The organism is Arthrobacter sp. zg-Y1219, from assembly GCF_030125545.1.
In the GTDB taxonomy this organism is placed as follows: Bacteria; Actinomycetota; Actinomycetes; order Actinomycetales; family Micrococcaceae; genus Arthrobacter_B.
Genome location: NZ_JASKLY010000014.1, coordinates 299,249 through 315,291 on the forward strand (window position 1 = coordinate 299,249; position 16,043 = coordinate 315,291).

The 16,043-nt window shown below is 64.5% G+C and carries 10 protein-coding genes and 1 pseudogene; 6 read left to right on the forward strand and 5 right to left on the reverse strand.

All coding sequences use genetic code 11. The annotated features are described in order from the left end of the window. Nucleotides 1-49: 49 nt before the first annotated feature. From ribH to QNO00_RS12725, 5 genes are all read left to right on the forward strand, one after another. The gene (gene ribH / locus QNO00_RS12705; RefSeq protein ID WP_284024738.1) at nt 50-532 is read left to right on the forward strand and encodes a 6,7-dimethyl-8-ribityllumazine synthase; all 483 of its coding nucleotides are present in this window, start codon (nt 50-52) and stop codon (nt 530-532) included. A gap of 85 nt (nt 533-617) precedes the next feature. After that, the gene (locus tag QNO00_RS12710) at nt 618-4,025 is read left to right on the forward strand and encodes a hypothetical protein (protein ID WP_284024739.1); all 3,408 of its coding nucleotides are present in this window, start codon (nt 618-620) and stop codon (nt 4,023-4,025) included. A 31-nt stretch (nt 4,026-4,056) separates the two neighbouring features. After that, nucleotides 4,057-8,919, forward strand: a complete 4,863-nt coding sequence (locus QNO00_RS12715; RefSeq protein WP_284024740.1) for a hypothetical protein — start codon at nt 4,057-4,059, stop codon at nt 8,917-8,919. Nucleotides 8,920-8,990: 71 nt separating this feature from the next. Continuing rightward, nucleotides 8,991-9,368 carry a Rossmann-fold NAD(P)-binding domain-containing protein gene (locus QNO00_RS12720; protein WP_284024741.1) on the forward strand — a complete coding sequence of 126 codons (378 nt, stop codon included), beginning with the start codon at nt 8,991-8,993 and terminating at the stop codon, nt 9,366-9,368. Nucleotides 9,369-9,462: 94 nt separating this feature from the next. Continuing rightward, entirely contained in the window at nt 9,463-9,912 is a 450-nt protein-coding gene (locus QNO00_RS12725) for a DUF1801 domain-containing protein (RefSeq protein WP_284024742.1), read from the forward strand. 36 nt (nt 9,913-9,948) lie between these two features. Here the strand turns inward: QNO00_RS12725 and QNO00_RS12730 are convergent, their stop codons facing one another. The 3 genes from QNO00_RS12730 to argE form a co-directional block, all read right to left on the reverse strand. Continuing rightward, the gene (locus tag QNO00_RS12730; protein ID WP_284024743.1) at nt 9,949-10,353 is read right to left on the reverse strand and encodes a Rossmann-fold NAD(P)-binding domain-containing protein; all 405 of its coding nucleotides are present in this window, start codon (nt 10,351-10,353) and stop codon (nt 9,949-9,951) included. 463 nt (nt 10,354-10,816) lie between these two features. Next, nucleotides 10,817-12,091: an MFS transporter gene (locus QNO00_RS12735; RefSeq protein WP_229966781.1), complete on the reverse strand. Its 1,275-nt coding sequence runs from the start codon at nt 12,089-12,091 to the stop codon at nt 10,817-10,819. 33 nt (nt 12,092-12,124) lie between these two features. Further along, nucleotides 12,125-13,297, reverse strand: coding sequence for an acetylornithine deacetylase (gene argE / locus QNO00_RS12740; protein ID WP_229966780.1), 1,173 nt, complete (start codon nt 13,295-13,297; stop codon nt 12,125-12,127). Nucleotides 13,298-13,696: 399 nt separating this feature from the next. Between argE and QNO00_RS12745 the strand changes: the two are divergent. Continuing rightward, nucleotides 13,697-14,266 (forward strand): annotated as a pseudogene (locus QNO00_RS12745) (GrpB family protein); the annotation flags it as partial. Here QNO00_RS12745 and QNO00_RS17315 read toward each other — a convergent pair. Then, nucleotides 14,195-14,551 carry a hypothetical protein gene (locus QNO00_RS17315; protein ID WP_349643486.1) on the reverse strand — a complete coding sequence of 119 codons (357 nt, stop codon included), beginning with the start codon at nt 14,549-14,551 and terminating at the stop codon, nt 14,195-14,197. The pseudogene QNO00_RS12745 and the gene QNO00_RS17315 overlap by 72 nt on opposite strands. 118 nt (nt 14,552-14,669) lie before the next feature. After that, on the reverse strand, nt 14,670-16,043 hold the full coding sequence (locus QNO00_RS12750; RefSeq protein WP_284024744.1) for an MFS transporter: 1,374 nt from the start codon (nt 16,041-16,043) through the stop codon (nt 14,670-14,672).

Here is a 16,043-nt window from a genome sequence, read left to right on the forward strand (position 1 = left end):
TCCAACCACCTTCCCTACCAACCACCTTCACTACCAAGGAGCAGAACCCATGAGCGGACACGGCGCACCCGATAATGACGTCAGCAGCATCAAGGCACAGGCACTGGAGATTCGAGTGGCCATCGTGGCCGCCAGCTGGCACACCGAGATCATGGACGGCCTGATTAACGGCGCCCTGCGCGCCGTGGACGACGCCGGGCTGACACCGAAGCTGATCCGGGTTCCCGGCAGCTTCGAACTCCCGGTGGCCGCCGCGCGGCTGGCACCGCACTATGACGCGGTGGTGGCGCTCGGCGTCGTCATCCGCGGCGGCACCCCGCACTTTGACTACGTGTGTTCGGCCGCGACCACCGGCCTGACCGATGTCAGCGTCCGCACCGGAACGCCGGTCGGCTTCGGCGTGCTCACCTGCGACACCGAGCAGCAGGGCCTGGACCGTGCCGGCCTGCCCGGGTCGTCCGAGGACAAGGGCTACGAAGCGGTCGCCGCCGCGGTGAACACTGTGGCTGCGCTGCGCGGCGCCGGGGTCTAAGAAGGAGTGTCCCGGCGGCTCATCTCCGCTCCGACGGAAAGCCCGCCGTTCATCTGCCGAGGATGACCACTCCCGGGAAGAAAGCTTGGCAGTTGAAACACCATGCAGCCCCCGGCTATTGACTCGGTTTAGGGTGCTGAGGATCCTCAATTCTTACCTTCTCGAATGGCGGGGAGGCAGTTGGGGAACTTTCCGAGGACGGTGCCGCATGGGCCAGCCTGACGATGACTCACGAGACGAACAGGCAAGGGTGGACGCCCGCCTTTTGCGGACAGAGGACCTCATCAACCTGCGGTTGGAGGCGTTGGACTGCACTCTCGAACCAACTGAAGCCGGCAGCGAACTGGTGGCCGGTCCCGATGCCTCCCTTGTCTTGACTTTCCCGCCCCAGCATTTGGGTGAGGAAGCTTGGCCGGTGCATCCGGATCCGCCCGAGAAGCCCACGTTTCCCTCCCGCCATATCGCGGCTGGCCCTTCAAGGCTTGTTTATGCTGTCCCCGAGGGCACACGCATCCCCTTCACGCTTGCTCAGCTGCTCGAAGCGCTGCATGGACTGCACCTGCGCGTTTCACCCAACGCAACGCCTGCCGGACAGGCCGGCGACGGCGGACTACGGCCGCCGGCAGAGCTGGAGACGGCCATCGAAGCCCCCTACCACCTCATTGTGTCGCCGAGCGAGCGCGGGACTTTCCGACACCCCAGTCTTCCGCAGGGCCCGCCGGGTTCAGCAGAAATCTGGCGTACCCACCTTTCGGTGCGGCCGGACGCTGGGACAACCGATAACGCTGAACAGCACATTGTTCGCGCCTTATGGAACCGCGACGAAGACGCTCCGCCCCCGGGTTTCAGGCAGCCGCTGTCGCGGGAGGATCGTGATGCCCTGGTTGCCCAAACCAACGGCGGCGAGCCCGCCAATGCCCGGACTCCGCTGCAGGTCAGCTATCTGTCACTGTCAAGTCTGGGCGCGTGGTTCGACTGGAAACAGTCCTGGGAGTTCCCGGCAACCATCGTCGACTACCGCCATCAGGCTTATATGGGCCGGGACGGATATGTGCGGGTGGTGTATCCGGGATTCCTGTTCCCCTTCGGCCACCGGTGCGTGCTGGTGGAAGTTACCGAGCGTGAGGTCAAACACCGCGATAACCCAGTGGCCTACCTATGGACGCGCTGGTTCATCATGGTGCGCCAGCCAACCCGGTCCTATCCCGAGGCGGACCGGGACAATCCGTTCGGACTCGTCACCATCAGTCCGCTTGTCACGCCTGACCTGGATCCGCCGTCCGGGGACCAAGAACCGTTCATACCCACACGCGGCGGAGTTCCGTTCGCCTTTACGCTCAACACCGCGGACCGTGGAGGAATGGTGTCGTCCTGGGCCGCGCCGCTGGTTTTTGTGCGAGCGGGCATGGACGAGGGCCAGGTTTTCCTGACAAATCCCGAAAAGGCGTCGTCGACATATTTCCAGGTGAGACGGATCCAGGGGCGCGGGCAAGGCCTCGCCGCAGCAAAACCGGTCAAGGCCGGAGATACTTCCGTTGAGGTCGTGCACCTGATCTTCGACGGGGAGATCGACGTCGACAATGTGACCAGCAGGCCGTTCCTCACCGAGGCGAGAGCCATCCTCCCATCAATGCGGCACCTGGCGCCGCAGGCGCCCGCCGTCGACGTTGAGTTCGCTAAACCGTACCTCGATCACGGACTACCACCCCGGGAGCTCGACGGAAAACCGGTGCCCGGTACGCCCAATGCCGGCGAACTCATCCTCAGGCTCAAGGACAAACCGGCCGCAATAGATTTCAGCAGCGGATCGGACCGGTCCGGGGGATTCGTTGCACCCAATGTCTTGGTGAAAGGCATCTCACGTGCGTTTGGAGCCGTTGGCGAGAGCGGCGACGTCCCCTCCGCGTTCGACTCCGGCACCTTTGACCCCAAGTCTTTCCTGTCAGGGGCGGCGCCCAAGCTGTTCGGTCTGTTCAGCTTGCTCGACCTGCTCAAGACGGCGGGTTTCGATGAGACCCCGGCCTTTGTATCCGACGCAATCGATGCCGTCACCAAGCTGCTCACCGAAGCCCAACGCCTTCGAAAAGCACTCGACGGGGCGCAGGCACGCCTTGCAGACGAGGTGGCCCAAGCCGCCCACAGCGGTGCGCAGGCCGTCGCAGAGCATGCCAAGGAACAATTGGAGGCAAGGGCCGGATCACTGAAAAATGACCTCGACGAGCTCATCGGAGCCGTTGCCGGGCTGCTCGAAACCCCGGGGGCGGACAACGCTGTCGCCGTGAGAGAAGGTGCCAGTGCAGTTGCCGCGCACCTGCAGACGTTCCTCACCGATGTCAACGTGCCCGGCATTCCCGTGGCAGTCCGCACGGCGCTGGAGAAGCCGGCCCGCACGCTGGAAACTCTCACAGGCATGGCCCGGGATGCTGAAGGACTCGCACAGTTGCTGCAGGGCCTGGCCGGGGGGCAGATCACCACACGGCTTCACTGGGAACCGGCCATTCAAGCCTGGCGAACGCCCGGCTCGTCGGGGGTGCCCAACGTCTTCAAGCCCAAAGACGAACAACACGCATTGCGCATCGATGTTGAGGTCCGGTCCTCGGCGAGTGGGCCGCCGGGGGTGGACATCGCCGCAGAAATCGTTGACTTCGACCTCAACCTGATCGGTGACGGACCCACAGGGCTGATGAAGCTAATGTTTCGGCGTCTTGGGTTCCACGCGGGCTCGGACGGCAAGACGGAAGTCGACATTGTTTTTGGCGGCATCAGCTTCCTCGGGCCGTTGTCCTTTATGGACCGGCTGCGCGAGCTCATCCCGTTTGATGGGTTCTCGGACCCGCCCTACGTGGATGTCGCACCGGCAGGGGTGACGGCCGGATTCGACCTCACGCTGCCGAACGTAGCCATCGGTGTATTCAGCTTGGAGAACATCTCGCTGGGCGCCGATGCCCGTGTCCCGTTCCTCGGGGATGCACTGACGGTGGGGTTCTATTTCTGCACCAAGGACGCCCCGTTCCGACTCACTGTCATGGCCATTGGCGGCGGCGGATGGCTGGCGCTGCGCGCCTCACCCAAAGGCCTGGTGCTGTTGGAGTTGGGCCTGGAGGCTGCAGCGTCCCTTTCGGTGGACCTCGGCGTGGCATCGGGGTCGGTTTCCATCGCAGTTGGCGTCTACCTCCGGCTGGAGGCTGACAACGGCATGTTGGCCGCGTACTTCCGCATCCGGGGCGAGGTGGAGGTGCTCGGCCTCGTCAGTGCATCCATCACGCTGGAGCTCTCACTCACCTACCACTACGAGACCGGCAAGCTGATCGGCAGGGCCTCACTGGTGGTCGAGGTCGAGGTGTTGTTCTTTTCGGCTTCCGTGGAGATCACGGTGGAACGCAAACTGGCGGGCTCGAAAGGGGACCCGACGATGTACCAGATCATGCCGCCCGATGAAGACGGCATGAACGCCGACTGGGCACAATACTGCGACGCATTCGCACCGGCCTAACCGCTTGCACCGGCCCACTTGAGGAGAGCCAATGCCCACCACCGTCCTGGCGACCGCGCTGCCGCATTCTCTGGCCGACGACGTGCCGTTTCAGCTCACTGTTTTCTTTACCCACAAATTCACCGGCGGGGGCACAGCACTGTCCGACTTTCCCGCAGCGGCAGACTGGGTCGGATCCCTCGCCGGATGCACCTTATCCCTCAATACCTCACTTGACCCGGACGTCAGCCTGCCGCTGCGGATCGTCTCCACCCCCGACGCCGCTGCTTGGTCCGCCGTGCTGCCGCCGGAGACCCCGGTCGCTGCCTTCCCGGTACCATCGCTGTCCGGCGAACCCTGGCGCAGCAACCCCGCGAGCCGCACGAGCGACCACGCGGTAGACCTGCATCTTGCCGCCATCAGTGCGTCGCCGACGCTCCGCCCCGGCGTGGCCGGTGACCCGATTTCCCTCGGACTGCTGGAGACCCTCGCCAACCTGGACCAGGGCGGTCCGCTGAGCCGGCTGCTCGCCGAGGCCCCCGCCCGAGCCCGGTACCGCATGCTAGGCGCGGGGCGGCAGCTGGCGGATGCACTCACCACCATTGGCCCGCTGACCGAACCGGACGAACTCGACCCACGGCAGTGGCGAGGAGGCGAGGTGCCCCCACCGCCGGATTACAAGTCAACAATTGAGGAACAATTCTCGCCGGTCCAGATCCTGCTGGACGACCCCGACGCCGACCTGCGGGTCACCGCGCAGCTGGACGCGCTCGTCGGGCAGGATCTCTCAGGCGACCCGCAGCTCCGGCTGATTGTTGATGCGCACGCGATGCGCCGATACTATGAACGACCCGAACAACCGCAACAGCAACCCCGCGCCGTGCCCGACCCCGAGGCGCCGCCGACGCCACGGCCTGAGCTCCCCGAGCGGGATTTCCACGCCAGGGCCGCATCCTTCGGATCCACGCCGGCACTGTTACGCCGGCTCGGCCTCGCGGTTGACGTCGTTCTGGACGGCCTCGACGCAACAGCGGCCAGGGCAGCGCTGGCCGGGGCGACGTGGGTAAGCGTGAGCGTCGCGTCCCAGGTTCCCGACCTTGACGTGCTCCCACCACGGCGTACGGCAGTCATCGTGGACGGTGCCGTGTTCGCGGCAAGATCCAGCGATGCCTGGGTTGGCGGGGCGCTGCCGCTGGGAGATGACGAATGGGTTGTCCTCGATACTGACCCCGACGCCTCCGGGCTCAAACTCGACCAGCATGCACGCAACCTCGCACGCCAGTACGTGAGCGAGGCGAACGGTGATCCTGCCACGTCGGCTCCCGGAACCCTGCGTGCCACGGGCTTCGCCCTGGCCCAACGCGACCGGGCCGCCGCCCTGCGTGAACGCGTGCGGGTAGCCGAGGAGCTGGCCGCCGACGACGGTACCAGGGAACTGCTGCTGGATGACCTGGTGCGCGGGATCCGGCTCGAGGTGTGGGATGACAGGTCCGGCCAGTGGCACAGCCTGCACCGGCGCCGGGTAACCGTGACCGGCGAACCCGCCGGCGTGCGCATCCTCGATGACACGCCCGACGTCGGTTTCCTCCAGCTCTCGGCGCTCAACCGGGCGCCAGATGACACATCAAACGGGTACTATCTGCACGAAGTTCTGGCCGGCTGGGACGGCTGGAGCCTGTCCGCTCCACGGCCCGGACTGACCATCGTCCACGTGGAACCTCCAGGCCCCGGCGGGGCCACCGAAGTCGTGGTCGACACCCCGCCGGACCCGCCGCTGGACGGCGCGCAGATCACGGCACGGACAGAGCCGAAATCACTGCCAAGATTGCGGTACGGGACTTCTTACAGCTTCCGCGTTCTCGCAGTTGACCTTGCGGGCAATTCCGTTCCCCAGATTCCGGCTGGGAGCCGTTCCGAGCAGCCGGTACCCGAAGAGGCCGCGGTCAGGCAGGCGCGCACACATCTGGACCGGTTGCGGGAGAGCTATGCCAAGCGCGACCGGACCAGTCTGGCAGCTGTGCGCCGTAACGCAACCGTTGACTATCTGCGCACCCTCGAGCAGCCGTCCAGCATTTTCCCGCTGGCCACCGAGTTGCTGTCCGGAAACCCCCGAATCGACTCGAGGCTGCAGGACCTGGTCTCGGCCGCCACCGGTGAGGAGACCGGTGCGTCCACCATCCAACGCCAGTTCGAGGCCGCGGCGTCTGCCGCTCGCATCCTCGCTGAATCGCGCGACATACCCCGGGTCCGTCCGCAATTGCGGATTGACCCTGCGGAATTCGCGAAGCTCGCCCGCCATGACGACCTCGTGCTGCCCGAACACCTGCGCCTTCCCACGCGGTACACCGTCACCACCCCGCGACCATACCTGCGCTGGGAACCTGTCCCCGCGCCGGTCCTCGTCCCGCGCCGCAAACTCGGCACGGGAGAACAAACGGGCCACCTGGTCGTGCGCAGCGGTACCCCGGAGGCATCCGGCCCCGATGCCCAGTCCTCGGCCGAGCGGCACATCGCGCCGCCCAAGGCAGCACAGCTCGAAGCCGAGGCCGCCGGCCACTTTGACGCTGCGATCGGCACCGGTGATGCCGCAGCGATCCGGCGCCTCTACGCGGTGGCGCTGGCGGAACGCGGGACTCTGCTGGACCAGTTTGTGCCCAGCACCCAGGATCCGCGGTTGGAGGAGGAACAACCGGGAATCACCCTGGTGGACCGTCCGGGTGCGGACACAGCGTCGGCGCAGCGTGCGACTCTCGCGGACATCACTGCCGGCCGGGGCATCCCCATCGGAGAGGGGCAGTACGTTGTGCACGACACGGACGCTTTGCGCCTGCCGTATCTGCCGGACCCGCATGCCACCGGTGTGTCGCTGGTGTTCTACGAGGCGGGCTCGCCCCACCTGATGCCGGAACCTCGCGTTCTGCAGTCCGTCACCGTACCGTACCCGGGAGAATGGCCATCCCTGCGGCCGCTGCGGCTTGTCGTGCAGCCGGGTGAGGTGCTGGGTGCGCAGGTGGAGGGACACGAGGTCCGGGTGACGCTGCCGCCGGGCGAACAGGTCCGGGTCGCCGTTTCAAGCACGCTCGGTGAAGGAGACCTGGAGCAATTTGGGTTGTGGCGTTCTCACTTGGCCAGCGTCGTAGATCCCGCTGACGGTTACACCCCTGACGAACTCGTGGCTTCCGTGGCTTTGGCACGTGCAGCAGCATCGGGCTGGACCTGGTGGCTCACCCCGTCGACAGGGATCCGCCTCGTACATGCCGTCCCGGCCCCCGTACGGCCGCCGGCGCTGCGTGACCTGAGCGTGCTCCTGCGTCCACCGGGACGGGCAGTTGCCGCGTTCAGCGGGCTGGTTGACGTGCACGGGTCCAGTACGGACACGCTGGTCATCCGCGCCGGCTGGACCGAAATGGTCGATGACGTGGCTGCCGACGGACCGCAGGAGGTGACGAAGTCCGACGTCGTGGTCCGCTCCCAGGCCGGAGAGAAGGAACGGACCGGGGTGCTGTTCCTGTACGACTTCCTGCCATCCGGTCCGCTTTTCCGAGCGATCGAGAGTGTCGGGTTCCACAAGATGCTGCAGACGTTCCCGGACACCCACTACCGCCGGGTGACCTACCTGCCGAGCGGGGTGTCCCGCTTCGCAGAGTTCTTTGAACCGTCAGAGCTGCCTTCGGATCCGGTCGTGGGCGAAGCCGTGGTGCTGGACATTCCCTCCTCCGCCCGCCCCGCCGCCCCGGTAGTGCTGGAAACAGTGCCGCTGCTGCGCTGGCAGGAACAGGCGGAGCCGGGCCAGCCCATGGCATGGCGGAAGGTGCGGCAATCAGGGGTGCGTGTCTGGCTGGCACGCCCATGGTTCTCCTCCGGTGACGGAGAGTTGCTCGGGGTGCTCGTATTCGATCCGCACGAATGGGTGCGGAAAGACGGTTCGTGGACACAAGTCCTCAAGGAGGATCAGGCGCCTGATGGGGCCACGAGCCTCTGGGCTGCGGATCCCATCATCCAGCATGGCGGCACCGTAAAGGATCCGACCGTTCCGCCGCTTCTCACCTTCGAGCAGTTGGTTCTCGACGTCGTCGAAGCCGAGGCCGAGAAAAGCGACCTCCGGCCCCCGCTGGGTGGCCGAGTTCCCGGGGGACGTGACCGCGGCTGGCCTGACGGCCCCGGCCATCCCGTCGCCGTTGCCGACTCCGTGCCCCTGATGGACGTTCGGAAGCACCCGGCCGTACGGGTGCTGGGATACCGGCCGGAATATGACCATGCGTCCAAACGCTGGTTCGTTGATATCGCATTTCAGGAGACACCGGCGCTCTGGCCGTTTGTTCAGCTTGCTCTGGCCCGGTACCAGCCGCACTCCATTGAAGGCCGCACCCTCTCACCCGTTGCGTTGACCGGCTGGGTGCAGCCGCTGCCAGCCCGAACGCTCACCGTGAGCCGACCGGATCGCAGGCATGCGCACGTGACGCTTACCGGGATCGTGAATTGGTTGCGGTGGGATCCGGAGTCCACCTCCACCCTTGCCGGGGAGCAGCTAAGTGCCGACAGCCCGACCGGCGACGCCGCCCTCCGGGCGGCCCGCCTGCAGCAAAGCAGGACCGTTCACGCCACGGTGCAGAGTCTTCCCCAAGGATCCGGAGACCTTGAATGGGAAAGCCGCGGGTCGGTAACTCTGGCTGCGGTATATCTGGAGGAGTCCGGCGGCTACCGGGCGACCTGGTCGGGGTCGATCCTGCTGCCCGGCAACGCGGTGACGCCGGAAACGGATGCGGGTTCCCCGCCGTTGCGCCGGCCCGGCATGGTGGAATCTTCGTGGCGGCTCCTTGTCGAAGAGCATGAGCTGCTTAACGCCGATTCGGAAATTCCAGGGCAAGATGCCGTCGTCCCGAGGCTTGTCTACGCCGACATTGTTCCGCTCTAGGCGCCTCGGCGGCTGAATGTCTCCGGCGGTTCGGTCGGGTGTGCCGCGGGACGCTGGTTCAGGTGGTGTCTGTGGAGGGGTGGGCCGAGTCGCTGGCCCCCGAGGTGGCCCCGTTCGGCATCCGCACCATGCTCGTGGAGCCTGGGTTCTTCCGCACCGAGCTGCTCACCCCGGAATCCACGCACTACGCGGAGTCCACCATCGAGGACTATGCCGAGCGTACCGAACAGACTGTGGCTGCGTGGCGCAGCATGAACGGGCGGCAGGGTGGAGACCCGGACAAACTAGCCGCCGCACTCCTCCGCCTGGCCGATCTGGATGAACCGCCGCTGCGGTTCCCGGCCGGTGCGGACGCCGTCGGCGTTTTTGAAACCCGGGCCAAGGAACTCCAAGGCCAGGCTGCGGCGCACCGCGATCTCTCCAGTCATCTGGGCTACGGCGACGCCTGACCGGGGCTGTGCGGATGGTCTTTCAGCAGCCCATCGGCCAGCCGCATCACCTCGCGCTACCGTCGTTGTAAACAACCCAACGAGGAGGCGCAGCATGGAACCGACCACAGGCAACGTCAGCGATTTCATCAACGGGGTGGCGTCGCCCGTGCGGCGGCGCGACGCCCACACGCTCGTCGAGCTGATGAGCCGGATCACCGGTGAGCAACCCGCCATGTGGGGTCCGAGCATCGTTGGTTTCGGCAGCTACCACTACAAGTACGCCAGCGGGCGGGAGGGCGACGCCGGTGCAGCGGGATTCTCACCGCGCAAGGCCGCGACCACTGTCTACCTGCCCGACGGGATCGGCGCCCACACCGAGCGGCTGGCCCGGCTCGGCGACCACACCACCGGCCAGGCCTGCCTCTACCTGAAAGATCTGGGCAAGGTGGACCTCGGCGTGCTCGAGGAGATCATCACCGAGTCCTATCAGCGTGTGACCGCCGGACCGTTTGGCCAGCGCGCCGCCGACTCAGGTGGGCCCGCATCACCCCCCGGACGGTGACTGAATCCGCCGGGGAGGTGATGGCCGGAGGGTGCCTTAGACCGACGAGCGCAGAGTCTCGAGCAGCGGTTCGGTCGGACGGCCAATCAGCTTGGACAGCTCGCCCGCAGCGGCGAACTCCGTGTAGTCCCAGGCGGCATCGCCGGAGAGTTCGTAGGCCTTGCCCTCATGTCCCGGAGTGCTGAGCACCACGGTGGCGGCATCGGCGAAGTCCCGGCGCGGTGCGGTGGCAATCCGGCCGGCCCCGACGCTGTTGGCGATGACGCCGTTCTGTCGCGCGCTCTCGAATTCCTGCCGGTGGTTGTCGGTGTACCAGCCGTTGCGCAGGATCGTGGTCGGCGCTTCGATGGCCGAGGTGTAGATCAAATGCCGCACACCGGCGGTCTTCGCGGCGTTGATGGCGTTGGCGTGCTGTCGAAGCCGCCGTCCGGGCTCGCTCATGGAGATGAGCAGGACCTTTCGACGCCGGCCAGCACGGCCGCCGTGGTCGACGCCGGCCAGCACGGCCGCCGTGCCGTCAGGGTCGGCCAGATCAAGGTCGACATGCGCGGTGCGCAGGCCGGAGTGGTGCTGTGGTGCTGCAGCCTAGTTGCTGATGGCGGGGGCGGCGTTCAGGTAGGTCTTGTCATCGACCTGTGCGGCGGTGAACGCGGCAATGCCGTCGCGGCTCACCGACATGCCGAGCTTGTCCGTGCCGTAGAACCCGACCCGGGGCCTCCCGGCCTTTGGCCTTGGCGACCTGCATGCCCTCGCGGGTCCGAGCAGCAGGACAAAGGCCCCGCAGGCAGAACACGATGACATGAGCCATGTGACCCCACAACGACAAAGGCCCCACTTCGCTGCAAATTGACAGAGAAATGGGGCCTTCTTGGGATTGAAGTGAACCAATCGTTGACGCTCAGCCTTAGGGCTGGTTGTAACGCGTCCGCACGAAGAACAGGCCAACCAAGGAAATCACGGAGATGGCCATATAGTACAAACCCGGTGCGCTCAGCGACCCGGTGATATTCAACAGCCAGGTCAGCACCAGCGGCGCAATACCACCCAGCAGCGTCACCCCAACGTTATAGGTGATTGCCAGCCCGGTTCCTCGAATCGCTGCCGGGAACAGCGAGGAGAGCAAAGCAGGAAGCGGTCCAAAGTAGAACGCCATAATCACGCCAAGTAAGCCGATGACGAGCACAAGTGTTGGAACCGTTGGCGTGGTGACCAAGAGTTGGAACAGTGGCCAAGCAAGGAGCAGGGCGCCGATTGCCGCAAAGGTCATCACCTTTGCGGGCCCGACACGGTCCGCTAGATGACCAACAAACGGCACGCCCACGAGGGTGACAAGACCGGCGACCATGCCGCCAAGGAATGCCGCGGTTGCGGGGATCTCCAAGTTCGTCACGGCAAACGTCGGCATGTAGAGAATCATGTAAACGGAGATTGTTGCAACACCAATGACAGCCGAACCGGCAAGAAGGCGCCCATAATGATTCACGATCAATGTCTTGACCGGAGAGGATACCTTTTCGCTTTGAATGAAATCCTCGGTTTCCGAGAGCCTGGCGCGTATGTAGAGTCCCACCGGGCCAATGAGCAGGCCGACGAAGAACGGCACACGCCAGCCCCAGCTATTCAGCGCCTCTTCGGAGAGCCCTTCGGTCAGCGCGAAGCCAAAGCCTGAGGCCATCACCATTGCGGCGCCTTGGCTTGCCACCTGCCAGGAGGAATAAAACGCTTTCTTATGTGGTGCCGTCTCAATCAGAAATGCAGTTGCAGTGCCAAATTCGCCACCCGCGGAGAAGCCCTGGATGAGGCGTGAGAGCAGGATAATGACCCCGCCCCACATGCCAACCATTGCGTAGGTGGGTGCCAGCGCCATGATCAGCGTGCCGACCATCATCAGCATCAGGGTCAGTGTTAGGGCATTCTTGCGTCCCTTGCGGTCCGCGTAACTACCCAGCACCATGCCGCCCAGTGGGCGGATGAGGTAGGAAATCGCAAAAGTGGCAAAGGTTAGGATCAGTGCGAATACCGGGTCCGAATCCGGGTAGAAGTTCTTAGCAATGACGGTTGCGAAGGTTGCGTAGACGATGATGTCGAACCACTCAAGGGCGGCTCCAATCGAACTACTAATCACCGCCTTCTTAGCGTCTTGAAGTTGCTTCGGGGTTATCGTCGGTGGTGCGCTCATGAGGTGCTCCTGGTGGGCGTAAGGGTTGGCAGACTAGGCGGTGAGTGCTTCCACCAGGTTGTCGATGAATGATTCGCACACGGCGATCTGTTCCAGGGTGATAAATTCATCAGGTGCATGCGCCTGGGCAATGTCACCGGGGCCGCATACAACCGTGGGAATGCCCGCGTTGAAGAACAATCCCGCCTCGGTGCCGTAGGTTGCCTTATCCGGGCTTGGCGTTCCACCGAGTTCGGCCGCCAAGGAGACTATCGAGGCCTCGGCGGGGGTATTTAGCCCGGGAGTCTGGGCCAGCACTGCGAATTGGACGCGTGCTTCGGGGCTCTGGGCCTTCATGATCCCTTCAATGCGTAGTGCTTCGGCACGGAAGATTTCAATGAGCGCTACCGGGTCATCGGCGCCGATGGAGCGGAATTCAAAGTGTAGTGTGCATAATGCTGGGATAGTGTTTACCGCGATACCGCCCTGAATTTGGTTTACGGTGGTGGTGGTGTAGGGGACGATGAAGGCTTCATCGGAGGCGCCGGCACTGGCGAATTCCTTGGCCTTGGCATCAACAAATGCCGCAAAGTCTGCGGCCGCGGAAATCGCATTGACTCCAAGAGTGGTCAGTGAGGAATGTGCTGCAATACCGTGAAAATCTACCTTGATGACGTTGACCGATTTGTGCCCCCGCACCACGCGCATGGATGTGGGCTCGCCCACGATGGCGCCGCGCGGCTTCAGGCCATCGGCGGTGATAGCCGCTACCAAGTCAACCGCTCCAATGCAGCCAACTTCCTCATCGTAGGAGAAGGCCAGATGGATGGGTTCACTGAGTTTGGCCGCGACCATTGAGTCGAGTTTGGCCATCACCACGCCAATAAAGGATTTCATGTCACAGGCGCCCCGGGCATAAAGCTTGCCGTCGCGTATCTGAGGGGTGAACGGATCGGAGCTCCAGTCCTGTCCGTCAACCGGAACAACATCGGTGTGCCCGGAGAGCAAAATGCCGCCGGTCCGCGTGCCATCGCCTGCGGGAATGGTTGCCAGCAGATTTGCCTTCTGCCCGGTTGCATCATGGATGAGCTTTGATTCGATGCCTAGAGCATTGAGGCGTTCACCCACGTAGTCGATAAGCGGGAGATTGCTGTCGCGGCTGACTGTTTCAAAATTAATCAGTTTGGTGATTTCTTCAAGCGTTGCATCGCTCGGTGTAGGTGGCATGTTTGTACTCCTGGTGTTCATCGAGGCAACCGCTCAGATTTCCGCATTTTCCGCGAACGGCTAGCCGAGAGTCTGTCATTATGGGCCATCCTTGTCACACTGTTCCGAATTCATGACGTCATACTGTCCTTGAACACCACGGACTTTTTCATACACTGCACACCAGTTCACACGTTGAGGTTTTTGGGCCGACAGTCGGCATTTCCATGATGCCGGTTTCAAGAATCCGCTGCCGCGCCTAGCGAATATTCGATTCCAGGAGCTTTGGGAGGTCCGGGTGCTTTCCGGGTCGAGTGCCAGACCTCAAGCAGTCACATCCCAGCCGGAGCTGTTCAACCATTTTCGAAGTATTGACGCCCACACGGATTCCCGGGGAACTTCCTCATTGAGAATCCTTTCGTGCACTATTGTCCGGTTCAGGCCGGCGAGAGGTGCCCGTTGAAGAAGGTCCTGTTTAGGAACCCAAGCCGCCGGCCTTGGGCTACTCTGCGAAGATGCAAATGTGAAAAGAGCCGGAAGCCGCGCCGTCCAGACGGCACATCAGTCGAGCTCGTCGGTGGTCCTGAGAAGTACGAGCTGGGGCTCTGCAGCCACGACGACAAATGGGCAGACACTTATTTCGATCATCGACGACGGATTAGTGGTGCTTTGGGAGGTGAGTACTTCGAGATCGAACATATCGGTTCCACCTCTGTCCCGGGATTGGCAGCCAAGCCAATCATCGACATCGTGGTCGCAGTGGACGACATCACGGCCGAGGAGGACTACCTCGACCCGCTTCTGGCAGCCAGGTACGAACTGCGGGTCCGAGAACCACGGCACCGGTTAGTACGTACACAGGAACGTGATGTTCACGTTCCTGTGTACGAACGGGATGATCCTGCAATCGGCGAGTATCTACTTCTTCGCGATCATTTGCGTCGCAACGTAGAGGACCGTGTCCTCTACGAGAGAACCAAGAGAACTCTGCTCGAGAAGCAGTGGGACGATATGAACGACTATGCCGATTCCAAGACCGAAGTCACCCTGGCGATCAACGGTGCGGTCCGGGACTTCGACCACACCGATCTGCACATGCTGCTGTATGCCAACGGCGGTCTCGTTGGCGATGCCCAACCGGAGGCGCCGCTGGCGTGGAGGCGCTTCGGCGAATACATGCTGCAGGCCTTCCGGGAACCGGGCAGCGAGCCGCTGACCCCGCCGTCGGAACGCTGGACCCGGGAGCTGGCTCAGGGGGGAGTAGTTCCAGGGCATGTTTTAGTCCGTTCCGCCCTCGCGGCGCACAGGTTCCCACTGTTTGTTCACTGCTGGGGCGGGTGGGGTCGCAACAGTCACACCAGTCACGAAGGCTGGGAACCTGTGCGCGATCGGGCTAATCTTCAGCCGGAATCCGAGGCGTCCGGATCCCGACGGCGGCGATCAGGCCGGCCGCGACAAGCAGCGCCGCCGTCGCCAAGGCGGTCCGCTGGAAACCCGGGTAATCCAGGGCGCCGCCGGAAATGCTACCGGCCAGCGCAATGGCCACCAGCCCGGCAACCCGCGCAACGGCATTGTTGACCGCCGAGCCGATGCCGGCCTCCTCTTCGCGGAGCGCCCCGAGCACCGCAGAGGTCAGCGGGGCCACCATGACCGACAGCCCGAGGCTGAAGAGCAGCAGCCCGGGCAGCAGCTGGGTGAGGAAATCCAGCGGCGGACTCACCGTCAGCATCAGCAGGAAACCGGCGCCGCACAGGAGCGGCCCCACCGTCATGAACAGCCGCGGGCCGTAACGGCCGGCGAGTTTGCCGAACTGCGTGGAGAGCAGCAGCATGGCCACCGGCACGGGGAGGGAGGCGAAGCCCGCCTCGATCGCTGAGTAGCCGCCGGCCTCCTGGATGAAGACGGTCAGGGCGAACGAGGCCAGCGAAATGGCGGCATAGGCGGCAGCGGTCACCAGGTTCCCGTACCGGAAGTTCCGGGCGCGGAACAGGGACAGCGGCATCGTCGGCACCGGTGTGCGGGCTTCGCGCAGGACAAAGAGTCCCAGCGCGAACACGCCCGCGGCCAAGGGGACGACGACGGCGGGATGCGCCCAGCCGAGCCGCTCCTGTTCAATCAGCGCATAGACCGGACCGGCGAGCCCGGCAACGGCCAGCAGCGCGCCGGGAACGTCCAGGGCGGTGCGCCGCCGGACGGCGTTTTCCGGCAGCCCGGCCATGAGGAGAAGGGTGGCCGCGACCGGCAGCACGTTGACCGCGAAAATCAGCCGCCAGCTGACCCAGTCCACCAACACTCCGCCCGCCAGAGGACCGACGATCACAGCCGTCCCGGTCCAGGCCGTCCACCGGCCAATGGCGCGGGACCGCTCGGGCTCCTGATACGCCGTCGTAATCAGTGCCAGCGAGCCCGGCACCAGCAGCGCCGCGGCCATCCCCTGCAGCGCCCGGGCCAGGATGAGGATGCCCGGGCTCCAGGCCAGCGCGCAGGCCACCGATGCCGCGCCGAAACCGATCAGGCCGAGGCGCAGGATCCGCAGCCGGCCGTAGGAATCCGAGAGCGAGCCGGCGAGCAGAATCAGCGCGCCGAGGGTGAGCAGGTAGGCGTTCACCGCCCACTGCTGGGTGGGCAGGCCGCCGCCGAGCTCGGCACTGATTGCGGGCAGGGCGACGGTGACGATGGAGCCGTCCAGGAAGGCGATGAAGGTGGCCAGGACGGCCACGAGCAGCAGTCGTCCGCGGCCTGCGGGGCTGCCGGCTGCGCCTGCCAT

What these genes read in the sequence shown, in the direction of transcription:
- ribH (WP_284024738.1), top strand. Translation starts at nt 50, where the DNA reads ATGAGCGGACACGGCGCACCCGATAATGACGTCAGCAGCATCAAGGCA.
- QNO00_RS12715 (WP_284024740.1), top strand. Translation starts at nt 4,057, where the DNA reads ATGCCCACCACCGTCCTGGCGACCGCGCTGCCGCATTCTCTGGCCGAC.
- QNO00_RS12725 (WP_284024742.1), top strand. Translation starts at nt 9,463, where the DNA reads ATGGAACCGACCACAGGCAACGTCAGCGATTTCATCAACGGGGTGGCG.
- QNO00_RS12730 (WP_284024743.1), bottom strand. Translation starts at nt 10,353, where the DNA reads ATGAGCGAGCCCGGACGGCGGCTTCGACAGCACGCCAACGCCATCAAC.
- QNO00_RS12735 (WP_229966781.1), bottom strand. Translation starts at nt 12,091, where the DNA reads ATGAGCGCACCACCGACGATAACCCCGAAGCAACTTCAAGACGCTAAG.
- argE (WP_229966780.1), bottom strand. Translation starts at nt 13,297, where the DNA reads ATGCCACCTACACCGAGCGATGCAACGCTTGAAGAAATCACCAAACTG.
- QNO00_RS17315 (WP_349643486.1), bottom strand. Translation starts at nt 14,551, where the DNA reads ATGCCCTGGAACTACTCCCCCCTGAGCCAGCTCCCGGGTCCAGCGTTC.
- QNO00_RS12750 (WP_284024744.1), bottom strand. Translation starts at nt 16,043, where the DNA reads ATGGCAGGCGCAGCCGGCAGCCCCGCAGGCCGCGGACGACTGCTGCTC.